The sequence below is a fragment of the Cryobacterium sp. 10S3 genome, assembly GCF_034344045.1.
In the GTDB taxonomy this organism is placed as follows: domain Bacteria; phylum Actinomycetota; class Actinomycetes; order Actinomycetales; family Microbacteriaceae; genus Cryobacterium; species Cryobacterium glucosi.
Window position 1 is genome coordinate 3,154,645 of record NZ_CP133773.1, and the last position, 17,483, is coordinate 3,172,127.

A 17,483-nucleotide genomic window follows, 5' to 3' on the forward strand; every position below is an offset into this window, starting at 1 on the left:
ACCGTCGGTCAGGACGCGAGCAGGTCCGCTGCGACGAGTTCGGCGATCTGGACGGCGTTGAGCGCGGCGCCCTTGCGCAGGTTGTCGTTGGTGATGAACAGGGCCAGTCCACGCCCATCCGGCACTCCGGGGTCCTGGCGGACCCGACCGACGAAGCTCGGGTCCTTGCCCGCGGCCTCGAGCGGAGTGGGGACGTCCGTGAGCACGACGCCCGGAGCATCCTTGAGCAGCTCGAGCGCACGGGCGACCGAGAGCGGGTTCGCGAATTCGGCGTTGATGGACAGGGAGTGGCCCGTGAAGACCGGCACCCGCACGCAGGTACCCGAGACAAGCAGGTCGGGCAGTTCGAGGATCTTGCGACTCTCGTTGCGCAGCTTCTTTTCCTCGTCCGTCTCGAAGAGTCCGTCGTCGACGATCGAACCGGCGAGCGGAACGACGTCGAAGGCGATCGGGCGCACGTACAGCACGGGTTCGGGCATCGGGACGGCGGACCCGTCGTGGACGAGCTGGAGGAGGTTGTCGCTGTGCGCGGCGGCGCGGATCTGGCTCGCCAGTTCCTGGGCACCGGCGAGCCCGCTGCCGGACACGGCCTGGTAGGTGCTCACGATCAGGCGCTGCAGCCCGGCTTCGTCGTGCAGGACCTTGAGCACGGGCATCGCGGCCATCGTGGTGCAGTTCGGGTTCGCGATGATGCCCTTGACGGCGTGGTGAATGGCTTCGGGGTTGACCTCGCTGACGACGAGGGGAACGTCGGGGTCCATCCGCCAGCCGGACGAGTTGTCGATCACGGTGACGCCGGCAGCGGCGAACCGGGGGGCCTGGACCTTGGACAGGGTCGCCCCGGCGGAGAAGATCGCGATGTCGAGCCCGGTCGGGTCGGCCGTCGCGGCGTCTTCGACGACGATCCGGTCGTCCTTCCACGGCAGGGTGGTTCCGGCCGAACGGGCAGACGCGAAGTAGCGGATGCCCGCAACCGGGAAGTCCCGCTGCTCGAGCAGGTGCCGGACGACGGCGCCCACCTGGCCGGTTGCCCCGACGACTCCGATGTGGATTCCTGCTGTGCTGCTCACGGTTTCTTCCCTAGTATCTGTCTGTCGTGCTGTCTGACGGTCTGACTGCGGGTGACGCGGTGTGTGTGGCTCGGTTCCCGGCGATGCCGGGGCGGCGCGGCTCAGCGGCCGGTGCCGCCGTGCACGACGGCCTCGGCGTCGTCGTCGAGGTCGAATGCGGTGTGCACGACCCGGAGCGCCTCGTTGATGGTGTCCGCGCGGGTGACGACCGAGATGCGGATCTCGCTCGTCGAGATCATCTCGATGTTGATCCCTGCCTCGTAGAGTGCGGCGAACAGCTTCGCGGAGACACCGGTGTTGGTGCGCATGCCCGCGCCGACGAGGGCGAGCTTGCCGATCTGGTCGTCGTACTGCAGGCTCGCGAACCCGACGTTTCCGCGTTCGTTCGTCAGCGCGGTCAGGACCCGCTGTCCTTCCGACTTCGGAAGGGTGAAGGAGATGTCGGTCAGCCCGGTCGAGGCGGCGGACACGTTCTGGACGATCATGTCGACGTTGGCGTTGGTGTTCGCGACGATCTTGAAGATCTGCGCGGCCTTGCCGGGGATGTCGGGAACGCCGACGACGGTCACCTTCGCCTCGCTGAGGTCGGCGGCGATCCCGGCGATGATGGGCTCTTCCACTTTTTCTCCGATCAGGGATTCGGTCGTACTGGTAACGGGAGGCGTGCCGACGGTTCCATCCGGGAGCGCGGTCGCCGGGTCGGTCGTGTCGGGGTTGTACACGATCGTGCCGAGATTGTTGTTGAACGATGAGCGCACGTGCAGGGTCACCCCGTGCCTGCGGGCGTATTCCACCGCCCGGATGTAGAGGACCTTGGCGCCGGCGGCGGCGAGCTCGAGCATTTCCTCGCTCGAGATGCGGTCGAGCTTGTGCGCCCGGGGAACGACGCGCGGGTCCGCGGTGAACACGCCGTCGACATCCGTGTAGATCTCGCAAATGTCGGCGTTCAGGGCGGCGGCGAGGGCGACGGCCGTGGTGTCCGAGCCGCCGCGACCGAGGGTCGTGATGTCCATGGTGTCGCGATTGAAGCCCTGGAAGCCTGCGACGATCGCGACGGCGCCCTCGTCGAGAGCCGAGCGGATGCGACCGGGCGTGACGTCGACGATGCGCGCGGCGCCGTGGTGCGCGTCGGTGATCATGCCGGCCTGGCTGCCGGTGAAGGAGCGCGCGTCGTAGCCCATGCTCTTGATCGCCATGGCGAGAAGGGCCATGGAGATGCGTTCGCCTGCGGTGAGGAGCATGTCGAGCTCGCGCGGCGCCGGGATCGGGGTGACCTGGTGGGCGAGGTCGAGGAGCTCGTCCGTGGAGTCGCCCATCGCGGAGACGGCGACGACGACCTCGTTGCCGGCCTTGCGGGTGTCGACGATGCGCTTGGCGACGCGCTTGATGCTTTCGGCGTCTGCGACGGATGATCCGCCGAACTTCTGCACGATCAAGCTCACGTGGCGCTCCTGGGGGTTCGGGTCTGCGGGCATGGCGGGCATAGCCCCGTCTTCCATCCTAAATGCTGATGTATTCGGCACCGGCAATGTGACGCCGCGCACGCGGGCGTGGAGCCGGGGTCAGCTCGAGACGGTGCGGCGACCCTCGAAGGCACGGCCGAGGGTGACCTCGTCGGCGTACTCGAGGTCGCCACCGACGGGCAGGCCGGAGGCGAGCCGGGTGACCGTGATCTCGAGGGTCGTCAGCAGGCGCGACAGGTAGGCCGCCGTCGCCTCGCCCTCGAGGTTCGGGTCGGTCGCGATGATGACCTCCTGGACGGTGTTGTCGGAGAGGCGCTGCAGCAGCTGGCGGATGCGGAGCTGGTCTGGCCCGATGCCGTCGATGGGGCTGATCGCGCCACCGAGCACGTGGTAGAGCCCCTTGAACTCGCGGGTGCGCTCGATCGCCACGACGTCTTTGGCCTCTTCGACGACGCAGATCATCGCGGGATTGCGGCGCGGGTCGCGGCAGATCATGCACGTCGGCTGCTCGGAGACATTGCCGCAGATCTCGCAGAAGCGCACCTTGTCGCGCACCTCGAGGAGGACATTGGCGAGGTGGGTGACGTCGAAGCTCTCGGTCTGCAGAATGTGGAACGCGATACGCTGCGCGGACTTCGGCCCGATTCCGGGCAGGCGGCCGAGTTCGTCGATCAGTTCCTGGACGATTCCTTCGTACATGGGTCAGTCGCCTCTGGTTCGGGGTGCCGGTTCGTACGGCTGTTCTTCGAGGAAGGTCGCACCGAGGACCTCGCGGACGACGGATTCCCCGTAGCGCTGCTTCTCCTCGAAGGCCGGGCTGCGCCTGCCGTTCGGGCCGATGGTATTCGGCCCGGTGTGGGTGACGTTGCGATCGACCGGTGCCGGCTGCGCCTGGGGTGCGGGAGGCACCTGGCGCGCGGGCGACCGGTTCTGACCCTGTCTGGCCGAGCCCGCGTTACGGTCCGGTGGGGTGTCCTCGTCCGGCGGCACGTCGCTGTCGTCGTACGGCGGCGGTTCGTCGTCGTATGGCGGTTCACCCTGTCGGGCAGCGGATGCCGTGGGGCCGGGCGCTGCCGAAGCCGAGGGTGCCGGTGTTGCCGCGTTCGGTGCAGCGGCGGCAGGGGCAGCGGTCGCGGCAGGTGCGGTCGCGGGGGCCGTCGCCCCGGTGGACGCGTCGCCCGCGCCCGGAATCGCGACGGTCGCCCAGGCGGTGACGGAGCCGGTCGGCTCGACGGGGGTGGACCGCGGTGCCGATGCCGGCTGAGCGGATGCCCGGGTCGGGGCGTTGGACCCTGCGGTGGCCGAGGGTCCGGTCGGTGATGCTGACGCGTCCGGGCGTCCGAACGGTGTGTCGGCTGCGCCGTCGCTCACCGCAGCGGCCGGCGGTGCGGCCTGCGACGCGGCGGCGGCAGGGCTCGATGTCTGTGGCTCTGGCGCGGGCGACGCACTGGGCACAGCTGACGGGCCGGCGACAGGGGTTGATTCCCCGGGCTCGGTGACCTTGGCGATGAGGCGCGGCGTGAAGCCGAGGACCGAATTGACCGCCCGTTTGAGGTAGTCGCCGACGCCCTCCCCCGGCGCGGCTGACTGCTTGAGGCCGGCGACGTCCTTCTGGCTCGGGAACGACAGCACGAGGAGGTCGCCGTCGCGGAATTCGAGCACGTTCGCCGTGTAGAGCACGAGCCACGCGCTCGTCTTGGCGGTCTGGACGGCCTCGAGGACCTCTGGCCAGGCGTCCTTGACCTGCTGGAACGTGACCGGCCCGATCGGGCGGGCCGCGGCAACGACGGCCGGCGCGACGGATGCCTGACCTGCCGGAGGGCTCGTGGGAACAGTGGAGACCGCGGGGGTCACGGGGGCCTCGGGCGCAGGCGCACCGCGATCGGCGACCGGCACGGGGCGTGCATCGGGGGCGTGCGAAGCATCCGTCGGAGACGAAACGGCGGGCGTCGCGGAGCTGGGAGCCACCGATGCGGCCGAGCTCGTATCGGCACCGCTTGTACCGACATCGCTTGCACCCACAGCGCTCGTACCAACACCGATGCGGCGCTCGAGCCGTTCGACGCGGGCGAGCGCGCCGCGGGTGGAGTCGTCGCTCGCGGGGATCAGCACGCGGGCGATCATGAGTTCGAGGTGCAGCCGGGGCGAGGTCGCGCCGGTCATCTCGGTGAGTGCGGTGTTGAGGATGTCGGCGGTGCGGGAGAGCTCGGCCGGGCCGAACTTGGCGGCCTGAACGGCCATCCGCTCGATCTCGTCTTGCGGAACCCCGCGGAGCACGGCGGACGCGCCCGCTGCGGAGGTTGCGGCGACGACGATGAGATCGCGCATGCGCTCGAGGAGGTCTTCGACGAAGCGGCGCGGGTCCTGGCCGGTCTGGATGACCCGGTCGACCGCGTCGAAGGCTGCGGCGGGGTCGCGGGCGGCGATCGCGTCGATCGACTCGTCGAGCAGGGACGCGCTCGTGTAGCCGAGGAGGGCGACCGCGCGGTCGTACTCCACGGAGTGGTCGTCGGAACCGGCCATGAGCTGGTCGAGGAGCGAGAGGGTGTCGCGGGGCGACCCGCCGCCGGCGCGGACGACGAGCGGAAGCACGCCGGGTGCGACGGCGACCTTCTCGCTCTCGCAGAGCGTCTGCACGTATTCGAGCATCGGGCCCGGCGGGACGAGCCGGAACGGGTAGTGGTGGGTGCGCGAGCGGATCGTGCCGATGACCTTCTCGGGCTCGGTCGTCGCGAAGATGAACTTCACGTGTTCCGGCGGCTCTTCGACGATCTTGAGCAGAGCGTTGAAGCCCTGCGGCGTGACCATGTGCGCCTCGTCGAGGATGAAGATCTTGTAGCGGTCGCGGGCGGGCGCGAAGATGGCGCGCTCCCGGATGTCGCGGGCGTCGTCGACGCCGTTGTGGCTCGCGGCATCGATCTCGACGACGTCGAGCGAGCCGCCACCGTCGCGGGAGAGCTCGACGCAGCTCGGGCAGACACCGCACGGGGTGTCGGTCGGGCCCTCTGCACAGTTGAGGCAGCGGGCGAGGATGCGCGCACTCGTGGTCTTGCCGCAGCCGCGGGGGCCGCTGAACAGGTACGCGTGGTTCACCCGATTCGTGCGCAGGGCCGTCATCAGGGGTTCGGTCACCTGGGACTGGCCGATCATCTCGGCAAAGGTCTCTGGCCGGTAGCGGCGATACAGGGCGGTAACCACGGATCAATCGTAGCCGGGACCGCTGACAGTCCCGCCCGGGGGCCGGGGTCCCGGGCGGAGACCGCTAGAAATCGGTGTGGCCGAGGTCGGGGCGGGAGACGAAGCGGGCCCGGGTGCTTCCGGTTCCGTGCAGGAACAGCACGAGGAACTCATTGCGCTCCCGCAGCACCGGGCCCGGAACGTACAGGGTGGTCTGCGGTCCGCGGTCCCAGAACCGCCCGAGGTTGAACCCGTTGATCCAGGCCTGGCCCTTGCCCCAGCCTGCCGTGCTGAGGAAGAGGTCGCGTCCCTGCTCTGTGTCGAACGAGCCGCGCGCGAACGCGGGTCCGCTCAGCGAGCCGACCGGGGCCTCCACGGCGACCGTGTCCGCGGCGGGCTCGGCGGCCCGGAGCGAGTCGAAGGCGAATGTCAGATCGACGTCCAGGTCGGGATCGAGATCGCGCTCGCCGCCCCCGTCGGAGCATCGCGGATGCTGGGCGAAGAGCCGGCTACCGGCTGCGGCGAATCCGTCCAGGTCGAGGGGCAGCACCTGCCAGTTCCCGAGCGGCGCCCCGTCGAGGGTCGCCGGGCCGATCAGGCCCTTGTCCTCCCCGATTCTCGGGCCGTAGTTGACCCGGCCCTGATCCTCGACGAGGAGGTCGAGCGTGGACCCCTTCGGCAGGCTGATCGACCGGTCGTGGTGGTCGCGCTGCAGAACGCCGACGGGATTGCCGTCGACGAACACCTGGGCGCGATCGCGGATCGCGCCGAAGGAGAGCAGATGTGCGCCGGGGGCCAGCCTGCTGCGGTACAGCGCGAATCCGGTGTACTGGCCGAGGGCATCCATGCTCGGCAGCCCCGGCACGGGTTCGGCGGCCGGGTCCGCCAGCTCGCGCAGAGCGTCCCAGAGCGTCACCGACTCATCGAGCTCGACCTCGAAGGCGGGCGCCGCCGGAACGGCTTCGGGCAGTTCGGCCGGCACCGGCCCGTACCGGGCGAGCACCTCGCGGAAGGCGAGGTATTTCTCCGTCACCTCCCCGCTCTCGGAGAGCGGAGCGTCGTAGTCGTAGGACGTGACCGTCGGCTGGAACACGCCCTTGTCGTTGGCGCCGTTAGTGAAGCCGAAATTGGTGCCGCCGGTGAACATGTACAGCGACACGGAAGCGCCAGTGGCGAGCAGGGCGTCGAGCTCACGGGCCGAGTCCTCCGCGGAGGTGGTGTGGTGGTGGGCTCCCCAGTGGTCGAACCAGCCGTTCCAGAATTCGGCGCACATGAGCGGCCCCGTCGGCTGGTGGCGGCGCAGGGTCGCCAGTCGTTCGGTGGCCCGCGACCCGAACGAGCCGGTCTTGTGCAGGCCGGGAAGGCTGCCGTCGGTCAGCATCTGGTCGGTGGGCTGGTCGATCGTGGTGAGCGGCACCGTGATGCCGCCGGCCCGGTTGAGGTCGACGAGCGCACGCAGGTAGTCCTTGTCGGCGCCGTATGCGCCGTATTCGTTCTCGATCTGCACGAGGATGACGGGCCCGCCCCTGTCGATCTGGCGGGACGCCACGATCGGCAGCAGCTGCCCGAAGTATTCGGCGACCGCCGCGAGGTAGAGCGGTTCGTTGCGCCGCACGCCGACGGCCGGGTCGCGGAAAAGCCAGCCGGGCAGGCCGCCGTTGTCCCACTCGGCGCAGATGAAGGGGCCCGGCCGCACGATGGCGTACATCCCCTCCGCCGCGATGAGGTCGAGGAACCTGGCCAGGTCGAGCCCGGCATCGGTGCGGAACTGCCCGCGAACCGGCGAATGCGCGTTCCACGCCACGTAGGTCTCGATCGTGTTGAGCCCCATCAGCCGGGCCTTGTGGATCCGGTCCGCCCAGTGGTCAGGATGAACCCGGAAATAGTGGATGGCGCCGGCGAGCACCCGGAACGGCGTGCCGTCCAGGAGGAAGTCGGTCTCGCCGATCGCGAAGTCGGCCACGGTCACTCCCCCGCCCGCGGCCGGCTCAGCACGGCGACCCCGGTCGCCGGGAGGGTGAGCGAGCCGGCGGCCAGGGTGCTTCCTCCGAGATCGACGGCCGTGAGGCATCCATCGAACGGGGTGAGTGCCACCGTGACCGCCTGCGCGGAATGGTTGATGTAGAAGAGGTACTCGAGGGTGTCCGTCTCACGCACGGCGAGCTGGACAGTGCCGCGCACGTCGGAGGGCAGCGGTGAGGCGATGCCGGCATCCGCGGCGAAGCGACCGACGAGGGCGACGAGGGCTTCCCTGTCGAGTACCGTCCCGACGAAGCTGGCCCGTCCGGCACCGACGGCACGGCCGGTGATGGCCGGCACGCCGGGGAACGGGCCGTCGTCGAAGCGCGCGAGCACGTCGACGTCGTTCCGCACGGTGACGTCGTGGGTGAGCAGCGTCCCTGTCGAGCCCGCGGGCAGGTCACCGGACAGCCCGACGGCCTGGCCGGCGAGCAGGCCGCCGAATTCCTCTGCGCACACGCCGAGCAGCTCACGGAAGGCACCGGGGTAGCCGCCGGGGTGGATGTGGTCGTCGGCGTCGGCGATGCCGGAGAAGACGCCGACCGTGAGGTGGCCACCACCGGTCACATAGCCGGTGAGCGCTTCCGCGAGGTCTGCCGTGACCACGTAGAGCATCGGGGCGATCACGAGGTCATAGCCGTCGAGGCCGGGTCCGTGAAGCACCGATCGGGCGGGAATGATGTCGGCCTGGAGCCCGTTCGCGAGCGCCGCGGTGTACCAGGTCATCGCCTCGGCCTTGTAGCGCAGCAGCTCGGTGGGGTGCGAGTCGAGCTCGGAGGCCCACCACGAGTCCCAGTCGAAGAGGATGCCGATGCGGGCCTGCCGGGTCCGGCTTCCCGCGACCTCGGCGAGGCCGGCGAGGTCGCCGCCGAAGCGGGCGACCCTGCGGAAGACGGTGCTGTCTTCACCCGCGTGCGGGAGCATCGCGGAGTGGAACTTCTCGGCGCCGGCCAGCGACTGTCGCCACTGGAAGAAGCAGACCGCGTCGGCGCCATGCGCGACGTGCGTGAGGCTGTCGCGGCGCAGCTGGCCGGGCGACTTCGCCTGGTTGACCGGCTGCCAGTTCACGGCGCTGGTGGAATGCTCCATCAGGAACCAGGGCGCACGATGCGCGATCTGGCCGGTCAGGTTGGCCGAGAACGACAGTTCCTCGAAGGCCTCCGGGTCTGCGACGAGCAGGTAGTGATCGTTGGAGACGATGTCGACCTCGTCGGCCCAGTCCGCGTAGTCCATGCCGCGGGTCTCCCCCATCACCATGAAGTTGGTGGTGATCGGAACCTCGGGAGTCGCCTGCCGCAGGATCTCGCGCTCGGCGACCAGGTAGTCCTTGAGTGCGTCGCTGGAGAACCGGGCGAAGTCGAGTTGCTGGGTGGGGTTCGGGTGGGTGGCGGCGAGGCGCGGCGGCAGGATCTGGCTCCAGCTCGAGTAGTTCTGGGACCAGAACGCGGTGCCCCAGGCCCGGTTGAGTTCGACGAGCGAGCCGTACCGGCCTGCGAGCCAGCCGCGGAAGGCCGCAGCGGCGTCGTCAGAGTAGTCGTAGACGTTGTGGCAGCCGAGTTCGTTGCTGATGTGCCACATGGCGAGTGCGGGATGGCCGGCGTAGCGCATGGCCATCTTCTCGACGAGGGCCAGGGCGTACCGGCGGAAGACCGGTGAGGTCGGACGCCACTGCTGGCGGCCGCCGGGCCAGATGGTCTCGCCGAGCCGGTTCACGGGCAGCACCTCGGGGTGCGCCTCGGTCAGCCAGGGTGGCGGGCTCGCGGTTGCGGTGGCGAGGTCGACGGCGATGCCGTTGGCGTGCAGCAGGTCGAGGGCGCGGTCGAGCCAGCCGAAATCCCAGCTGTCGATGGTGGGCTGCAGCAGCGCCCAGGAGAAGATGCCGACGCTGACGATGTTCACGCCGGCCTCGCGCATCAGCCGCATGTCGTCGGCCCAGACCGCCTCCGGCCACTGTTCGGGGTTGTAGTCGGCGCCGTATGCGATACGTGCGGTTCCGGACGCCAGGCTCTCCGTTCCGTCGGCGAGGGTGTGCGCATCCGGCCAGCGCACCCAGCGGGTCGCTGTCGATGTTGCCGCGATGGTCGCGCTCATGGTGCTCATGACGCGCTCCGGGCGGCCAGGCGGACGATGGACCAGGACAGTGCCGGCAGCACCGCGGTGAGGCGGGCGCCGTCTTCCGACAGCGTCAGGCCCGTGAGCTCGACGGGTGCCACCGTCTCCTGATGATCGAGGGCATTCGTGCTGAACCGGTCGCCGCCGTCCGGGGCGTGCACGCTCCGCGCGGACCGGATCGCTCCGGCGGGTGCCCCGGCCAGGTCCACGTCCAGGGTGAGCGGGGTGGTGCTCGACCGGTTCACGAGATACAGCACGACCTCGTCGTCGGTGGCCGTCGCGGCGGCATCCGCTACGTCGACGGTGCCGTGGGCGACGGTTTCGTAGGTGTCGGAGTGGATCGCGGTGGCCAGCACGTCGCCGCGGGCTGCGCCCGTGGTCAACGCGAAGGGGAAGAACGTGGTCTGTCGCCAGGCCGGTCCGCCGGGTTCGGACCTGATCGGGGCGATCACATTCACGAGTTGGGCGAGGTTGGCCATCGAGACCCGGTCGCTGTTGCGCAGCAGGGAGATCAGCAGGGAACCGACGACGACGGCGTCGCTGACGTTGTACTCGTCTTCGATCAGGCGGGGGTGGGCGTTCCAGTCGCCGGTGAGCAGGTCCGCCTTGTCCACCTCGTTGAAGCGGGTCTGGTACCAGACGTTCCACTCGTCGACGCTGATGCCGATGAAGCGGTCGACGCCCCGTTCGGCCGCCACCTCGTCGACGATCGCGGCGACGTCTCCGATGAAGCGGTCCAGGCCGACGCCGGAGGCCAGGAAGCTGCCGAGGTCGCCGGGCTTCTCCTCGTAGTAGGCGTGCAGGGAGATGTGGTCGACGAGGTCGATGGTGTGCCCGAGCACCGTGCGTTCCCAGCTGCCGAAGGTGGGCATTTCGGCGTTGGAGCTGCCGGCGACGACGAGTTCGATGGTGGGGTCGACCCATTTCATCACCCGGGCGGTCTCGGCGGCGAGGCGCCCGTATTCCTCGGCGGTCTTGTGGCCGATCTGCCAGGGGCCGTCCATTTCGTTGCCGAGGCACCAGACGCGGATGCCGAACGGTTCCGTGCGACCGTTGGCCCTGCGCTCCTCGGAGCGGGTGGTGCCCCCCGGGTGGTTGGCGTATTCGAGCAGGGCCGCGGCTTCCGCGACGCCCCGGGTGCCCAGGTTCACGGCCTGCATCACCTCGACGCCCGCGGTCTCCGCCCAGGCCGCGAATTCGTGCAGGCCGACCTCGTTGGTCTCGATGCTGTGCCACGCCACGTCGAGGCGCACGGGGCGCGTGTCGCGGGGGCCGACGCTGTCTTCCCAGCGGAAGCCGGAGACGAAGTTGCCTCCGGGATAGCGGACGAGGCTCGGGTTCAGTTCCCGCACCAGGTCGAGCACGTCCTGGCGGAATCCCTCCGCATTCGCGGCGGGATGACCGGGCTCGTAGATGCCCGTGTACACGGCGCGGCCCATGTGTTCGACGAAGGAGCCGAAGATCCGGGGCGAAACGGGTGCCACAACGTTGTCGCGGGTGATGCTGAGCCGGGCGTGCAACACGGGAGAAGATCCTCTTTGTTCGGTACGACGGTGGTGAAGGCGACGGAGAAGGGTGGGCCTGGTCCAGGCCCACCCTTCTCCGACGGTGGCGCAGGATGCTACTTGCTGGTGACGGTGAAGCCCTGCTGGTTGCCGTAGTCCGCGGTGGCCTTCTGCCACGCGGTCAACCCGGCATTGAGGTCGGACTTGGCGGCATACGCCTGGCCGACCGTGTCCTTGAAGATGCTGTTCGAGTAGACCTGGAACGGGAGGTAGCTCCAGCCGGGAACGACGTCCTTCGCGGACTGCACGAGGACCTGGTTGATCTTCTGGCCGCCGAAGTAGTCGCTCGTGGCGTTCAGGAACGCGTCGGAGTTCAGGTCGGCGACGGTCGACGGGAATCCGCCGGCGTCGATCGAGATCTGGGTGCCCGCGCCCTCGTTCATGTACTGGAGGAAACCGGCTGCGACGAGCTTGTTCTTGCTCTGCTCGAGGATGGCATCTCCACCGCCGCCGTTCTCGGCGCTTGCCTTGTCGCCTGCCGTGTACGTCGGCAGCGGTGCGACCCGCCAGTCACCGGCGGCTTCCTTCACACCGGACTCGAGGTTGCCGGGCATCCAGGCACCGATGTTGAGGGTGGCGATGGTGCCGTCGCCGAGGCCCTTGTACCATTCGTCGCTCCAGCTGGGCGTTGCGGCGAGGAGGTCGTTGCTGAGCAGCGTGTTCCAGGTGTCTGCGAACTTCTTCGAGCCCGCGTCCTGGAGGTTGATGCTGACCTTGGTGGAGTCCGTCGTGGTGTACGGCTGGCCGCCGGCCTGCCAGATCATGCTCGTGGTGAAGCCGGCGTCGCCGGTGTCGTTGGTGATGTAGGCGTTCGGGTTGGCCTCGTGCAGCTTCTTGGCCGTTGCGACGTACTCGTCCCAGGTGGTGGGAACGGTGAGGCCGTACTTGTCGAAGACGGCCTTGTTGTAGAACATGGCCATGGGGCCGGAGTCCTGCGGGAGGGCGTAGATGCCGTCGCCGAGCTTGACCGATCCCCAGGTGCTGTCGGTGTATTCGGACGCGTACGAGTCGAAGCCGTATGCGCTGAGGTCGGCGAGCGACTTGGACAACGCGAACTGCGGAAGCGCGTAATACTCGATCTGGGCGATGTCCGGCGCGCCGGACCCTGCCTTGATCGCGTTCTGGAGCTTGATGTACTGATCGTTGCCGGTTCCCGCGTTGACGACCTTGACGGTCACATTCGGGTGTTCCTTCTCGAACGCCGCGGCGATCTTCTCCACGGCCGGGGCCCACGCCCAGACGGTGATGGTCGACTTCTCGTTCAGGGCCGCGGTGATGTCCGCGGCGCTGGCGGTCGACGATGCTGTCGATCCGGTTCCGGATCCGGAACACGCTGCGAGGGACATGCTGAGCGCGAGTCCGGTGGCGACGACGACCGCGGTGCGACGCAGTGCCTTCCTGGTGCTGTGTGGTGCTTTCATGAAATGCCTTTCACTTCCTTGTAAATGGATGAACTGCGATGCGGGACAGGTGGTGCGGTCGAATGGGTCGGGGGGGGTCACGCCTTGACGCTGCCGGCGGCGAGGCCGGACTGCCAGTAGCGCTGCAGGAACAGGAACGCGACGACGATCGGGATGATTGTGAGCATCGAACCGGTGATCACGAGGTTGTAGATCACGTCGCCGCCGACGGTCTGGGCCTGATTGCTCCACTGCTTGAGTCCGACGGTGAGCGGGTACCAGGTCGGTTCGCTCAGCATGATCAGGGGCAGGAAGTAGTTGTTCCAGGTGGCCACGAGGGTGAACAGGAGCACGGTCACGAGGCCTGGGGCGAGGAGCTTGAGGGAGATGGTGAAGAAGGTGCGGAATTCGCCTGCCCCGTCCATGCGTGCGGCCTCGAGTACCTCGGTCGGCACGGCATCGAGGGCGTAGGTCCAGATCAGGTACAGACCGAACGGGCTGATCAACGAGGGCAGGATGACCGCCCAGGGCGTGTTCGTGAGGCCCATCTGGCTGAACATGAGGAAGGTCGGGACCGCGAGGGCCGTGCCGGGGATCGCCACGGCACCGAGCACGACGGCGAAGACGGCCTTCTTGCCCGGGAAGTTGAATTTGGCCAGCCCGTAGCCGCCGAGTGCCGCGAGGAAGGTGGCCCCTCCCGCCCCGACGACGACGTACATCAGGGTGTTCCCGAACCAGCGGACGAAGACTCCGTCGTTGTAGGTGACGGTTGCGACGATGTTGTCCCAGAGGGCGTTCGGGCCGCTGAACCAGAGGCCGAAGGAGTTGAGCAGCTCGGCCTGGGTCTTGGTCGAGTTCACGAAGAGCCAGAACAAGGGCAGCAGGCTGTAGAGGACCAGCGCGCCCATGATGATGGTGAGCAGGATCGACTTCTTTGTGTGCAGGCCCTGGTTGGACTTGTTCGTCCGGGTGTAGCGGGACATCCGTGGGGCCCTGGCCTGGCTTGCGGGCACGTTCACTCTGGCCTGGTCAGTGGTGGACATCTCAGACCTCCTTCCGCGAACCGGAGTTCTGCACGATGTAGGCGATGACGGCAGTGAAGAGGCCGACGATGATCGCGATGGTGGCCGAATAGTTGTACTGCTGGCCCGCGAACGACAGGTTGTACGCGTACATGTTCGGGGAGAAATAGGTCGAGATGGTGTTGGGCGCCAGGGACTGCAGGATGCTCGGCTCGTTGAAGAGCTGGAAGCTGCCGATGACCGAGAAGATGCCGCCGATCACGATGGCGGGACGCAGCGCCGGCATCTTGATGCTGCGGATGATGCGGAAGGCGCCGGCGCCGTCGAGGGAGGCCGCCTCATAGAGGTCGGTCGGGATCACCCGGAGCGCCGCATAGAACAGGATCATGTTGTAGCCGATGAATTCCCAGGTGACGATGTTGCCGATGCTCGCGAGCACCCAGCTGCTCCCGAGCGGGTCAGGAATGGCGAGGTGGAAGAAGTCGTTGAGATTGCCGACCAGGCCGAACTTCGTGCCGTACATGAAGCCCCACATCAGGGTGGCGACCACCGCGGGAACGGCGTACGGCAGGAAGATCGCGATGCGGAAGAAGCTGGACAGGTGCAGGCGCGCACTGTCGATCGCGAGGGCGGCGAAGAGTGCGATACCGAGCATGATCGGAACCTGTACGACGAAGAACAGGGTCACCCGCCCCATCGACTCCCAGAACTGGGGATCCGTGAGCGCCTGGCCGTAGTTCGCGAAGCCGACGAAGGAGTTGCCCCCGACGAGCTGTTCCTTGAAGAAGCTCAGGTAGATCGAATACAGCACCGGAGCGATCAGGACGAGGGTGAAGACGACCATGAACGGGGCGATGAACTTCCAGCCGGTCCAGTCGCGCTTCTGCACGTGCGGCTTCCGTGGGCCGGAAAGCGCCTGGCCGCTGGGGGTGAGCGTTGACAGCGTCGTCATTCCTGTTTCTCTGACTCGATAGTGTGGTGCGGCGGATGATGGAGTTCGAGGTTCCTGGTCATGTTTGCGTAAACATGACGTGTAAGCACGCTAGCATGTTTACGTAAACATACGGAAGCATTTTCCGGGACCCGGGAGGGAACGTGGCAAAGATCAGCCCCGCTGAAGGCGCCGGCACCTCCGCGCCCTCGACTCCCCCGAGTCACCCGACTCACCCGACTCCCCAGAGTCCCCTGACCCGCGGTGTGCAGCGCCTGCCGTCGATGGCGGATGTCGCGGCCCTGGCCGGCGTCTCGTCCCAGACCGTTTCCCGGGTGGTGAACGCCCGCAGCAATGTCGACTCCGACACCCGGGACCGCGTGCTCGCGGCCATGGATGAGATCGGCTACCGCCCGAACAGCGCCGCCCGCGCCCTCAAGTCGGGCCGGTTCAGCACCATCGGCGTGATCATGTTCACCCTGTCGAGCTTCGGCAACATGCGCACGCTCGACGCGGTGGCGATGGCGGCCGCGGAGGCCGGGTACTCGATCACCCTCATCCCGGTGACGAGACCCACCCAGGGTGCGGTCACCGGCGCCGTGACCCGGCTGGCCGAGCAGGCCGTCGACGGCATCGTGATCATCATGGAAGCCCACATGCTCGACCGGATCGACGTGACCGTGCCGACCGGGCTTCCCGTCGTCATCGTCGACTCCGACGCCGGTTCCCGGTACACGGTCGTCGACACCGACCAGACCGAGGGCGCCCGCCTGGCCACCCAGCACCTGCTCGACCTCGGTCACCGCACGGTCTGGCACATCGCCGGCCCGGAGTCCTCCTTCTCGGCCGGTCGCCGCACGGCGTCGTGGCGCAACACCCTGAAGGCGGCCGGTGCCCCGGTGCCCCCCGTGCTCGAAGGGGACTGGAGTGCGCAGAGCGGCTACGTGCACGGGGTGACCCTCGCCGCCGACCCGCTCGTCACGGCCATCTTCGCGTCCAACGACCAGATGGCCCTCGGTGTGATGCGCGCGATGCATGAGGCCGGCCGGGCCCTGCCCGCCGACGTGAGCGTCGTCGGCTTCGACGACATGCGCGAGTCCGGTGAATTCTGGCCCCCACTGACGACGGTGCACCAGGACTTCGCCCAGGTCGGCCGGCTCTGCATCGAGAAGCTCCTGCGGCAGATCGATTCCCCCGGTGCGTCCGTTCCTGGCACCACGATCGTGCCCACGCACCTCGTGGTGCGCGGAAGCACAGCCCCCAGAACCGCCTGAGGTATCCGCCACGCCCCGTTCGCGAGAGCGCACTTTTGGCCCCTAAACCGCCGTTTTAAGGGCTCTCCTGACTCTTCCGTGGGTTAGTCCCGGCCGGGAAGCACGGGTTTGTGCCCGCCGAGGCTGAGCATTGCGAGGGCGATGAGGGCCTCGGGTGATTTGAAGCCGAACGCGATGCGGGTCATGAGGCGGATCTTGGTGTTCATGGATTCGACGCGGCCGTTGGAGAGGCTGTGCTCGATGGAGGCCAGGATCGCGGTGCGGTGTTTCACGATGCTCTTCTGCAGTTTCACGAAGGACGGGATGCGGCAGCGGCGAGCCCAACCAACCCATTTGTCGAGAGCTTCGGTCGCTTCCTCGAGAGGCAGTTTGAAGATCACACGGAGGCCTTCCTTCAGGTAGTACGCCCGAGCCAGCCGGGGGTCGGTCTGCACGATCCAGGCGAGCTTCGTTTGTTGCTTCTCGGTCAGGTTTTCCGGGTTCTTCCAAAGCGCGTATCGGCAGTTCTTGATGCCCGTCGCCCGGGCGCTGTCTGGGCGTGCCGGGGCGTCGGCTGGGGGCCGGCCGCGAGTGCGTCGGGCATCGTTGTGCCGGGCGGCTTTGCGGGCCTCGTTCCACGCGCCCCGGCGGACTTCATCGAGGGCCTCGGTGGCCCATTTCACGACGTGGAACGGATCAGCGCAGCGAACAGCGTTCGGCGCTCGTTCCGCGACAACACTGGCGATCCAGGCCGCACCGTCCGCGGAAACATGCGTGATCAGTGCCGAACGCTCCGGCCCCAACGCATCAAAAAACGTCTCGAGGGTGGCCTTGTCCTGGCCTGGTGCCGCCCAGACGAGACGGCCAGAATCGTGGTCCACGACGCAGGTCAAGTACTTGTGGCCGCGCTTGTAACTGATCTCGTCAATCCCGATCCGGGTGAGGCCCGCGAACTGGTCGAACTGCTTCTCCGTATCTGCCCAAACCCGGGTGATGATCGCGCCCACGGTGCGCCACGCGATGCGCATCAGCACGGTGATGGCGGACTTGGATGTTTGCGTGGCCAGCCACGCGACCTGGTCATCGAAGAACAAAGTGTGCCCGCTCTGATGCCGGGCCCACGGCACGGCGGCGACCGTCACGCCATGCACCCGGCAGCTCACCCGCGGCGCCGCAGCTTCTAAGTGGATTTGCACCGAGCCGGCGTCCAGGGATCGCCAGCGGCGCCGCCCGTCACCGGCGTCGTAGCGCGGGCAGCGCTTCCGGCAGGCCCCGCACCGGTTCCGCATCGATGCCGTTGGGCGCACCGACGCGACCAGCATGCCCGTATCCGCGTCGAGATCGACCGCTTCGACGATGGTTTTGTCGACTCCGAGCAGAGTCCGCCATAGTGTTGAGTTTTGCACGCCGTTTTCTCGTCCCTGTGTTTCTTGCCTTTGTCAGTTAGAAACCTAGACGGAGAGCGGCGTGC

12 protein-coding genes are annotated in these 17,483 nt (G+C 67.9%); 1 reads left to right on the top strand and 11 read right to left on the bottom strand.

Annotated features, from left to right (window positions below):
* Positions 1-8: 8 nt before the first annotated feature.
* The 10 genes from RHM57_RS14725 to RHM57_RS14770 form a co-directional block, all read right to left on the bottom strand.
* The gene (locus RHM57_RS14725; protein WP_134449857.1) at positions 9-1,070 is read right to left on the bottom strand and encodes an aspartate-semialdehyde dehydrogenase; all 1,062 of its coding nucleotides are present in this window, start codon (positions 1,068-1,070) and stop codon (positions 9-11) included.
* 101 nt (positions 1,071-1,171) lie between these two features.
* Complete coding sequence (locus tag RHM57_RS14730; RefSeq protein WP_134450073.1) at positions 1,172-2,512, bottom strand: aspartate kinase; 1,341 nt, start codon at positions 2,510-2,512, stop codon at positions 1,172-1,174.
* Between the two features lie 120 nt (positions 2,513-2,632).
* Complete coding sequence (recR, locus tag RHM57_RS14735; RefSeq protein ID WP_134449856.1) at positions 2,633-3,232, bottom strand: recombination mediator RecR; 600 nt, start codon at positions 3,230-3,232, stop codon at positions 2,633-2,635.
* Between the two features lie 3 nt (positions 3,233-3,235).
* Positions 3,236-5,731, bottom strand: a complete 2,496-nt coding sequence (locus tag RHM57_RS14740) for a DNA polymerase III subunit gamma and tau (RefSeq protein ID WP_322188473.1) — start codon at positions 5,729-5,731, stop codon at positions 3,236-3,238.
* A 64-nt stretch (positions 5,732-5,795) separates the two neighbouring features.
* A complete protein-coding gene (locus RHM57_RS14745; RefSeq protein ID WP_322188474.1) occupies positions 5,796-7,673 on the bottom strand; it encodes a glycoside hydrolase family 35 protein in 1,878 nt (625 codons plus the stop codon).
* A 2-nt stretch (positions 7,674-7,675) separates the two neighbouring features.
* Positions 7,676-9,829, bottom strand: a complete 2,154-nt coding sequence (locus tag RHM57_RS14750) for a beta-galactosidase (protein WP_322188476.1) — start codon at positions 9,827-9,829, stop codon at positions 7,676-7,678.
* Positions 9,826-11,364: an alpha-N-arabinofuranosidase gene (locus RHM57_RS14755; protein WP_322188478.1), complete on the bottom strand. Its 1,539-nt coding sequence runs from the start codon at positions 11,362-11,364 to the stop codon at positions 9,826-9,828. The genes RHM57_RS14750 and RHM57_RS14755 overlap by 4 nt, the downstream gene beginning before the upstream one ends.
* Before the next feature lie 98 nt (positions 11,365-11,462).
* Entirely contained in the window at positions 11,463-12,827 is a 1,365-nt protein-coding gene (locus RHM57_RS14760) for an ABC transporter substrate-binding protein (protein ID WP_134449852.1), read from the bottom strand.
* A 77-nt stretch (positions 12,828-12,904) separates the two neighbouring features.
* Positions 12,905-13,789, bottom strand: a complete 885-nt coding sequence (locus RHM57_RS14765) for a carbohydrate ABC transporter permease (protein WP_241975181.1) — start codon at positions 13,787-13,789, stop codon at positions 12,905-12,907.
* Positions 13,790-13,850: 61 nt separating this feature from the next.
* Complete coding sequence (locus RHM57_RS14770) at positions 13,851-14,780, bottom strand: carbohydrate ABC transporter permease (protein ID WP_134449850.1); 930 nt, start codon at positions 14,778-14,780, stop codon at positions 13,851-13,853.
* Between the two features lie 263 nt (positions 14,781-15,043).
* Here RHM57_RS14770 and RHM57_RS14775 point away from each other — a divergent pair, with 263 nt between their 5' ends.
* Entirely contained in the window at positions 15,044-16,033 is a 990-nt protein-coding gene (locus RHM57_RS14775) for a LacI family DNA-binding transcriptional regulator (protein WP_134450071.1), read from the top strand.
* 83 nt (positions 16,034-16,116) lie between these two features.
* On the opposite strand, the gene RHM57_RS14780 is transcribed toward RHM57_RS14775, so the two are convergent.
* Positions 16,117-17,418, bottom strand: coding sequence for an ISL3 family transposase (locus RHM57_RS14780; RefSeq protein WP_322135197.1), 1,302 nt, complete (start codon positions 17,416-17,418; stop codon positions 16,117-16,119).
* Positions 17,419-17,483 lie beyond the last annotated feature (65 nt).

What these genes read in the sequence shown, in the direction of transcription:
- recR (WP_134449856.1), bottom strand. Translation starts at nt 3,232, where the DNA reads ATGTACGAAGGAATCGTCCAGGAACTGATCGACGAACTCGGCCGCCTG.
- RHM57_RS14750 (WP_322188476.1), bottom strand. Translation starts at nt 9,829, where the DNA reads ATGAGCACCATGAGCGCGACCATCGCGGCAACATCGACAGCGACCCGC.
- RHM57_RS14760 (WP_134449852.1), bottom strand. Translation starts at nt 12,827, where the DNA reads ATGAAAGCACCACACAGCACCAGGAAGGCACTGCGTCGCACCGCGGTC.
- RHM57_RS14765 (WP_241975181.1), bottom strand. Translation starts at nt 13,789, where the DNA reads ATGTCCCGCTACACCCGGACGAACAAGTCCAACCAGGGCCTGCACACA.
- RHM57_RS14770 (WP_134449850.1), bottom strand. Translation starts at nt 14,780, where the DNA reads ATGACGACGCTGTCAACGCTCACCCCCAGCGGCCAGGCGCTTTCCGGC.
- RHM57_RS14775 (WP_134450071.1), top strand. Translation starts at nt 15,044, where the DNA reads ATGGCGGATGTCGCGGCCCTGGCCGGCGTCTCGTCCCAGACCGTTTCC.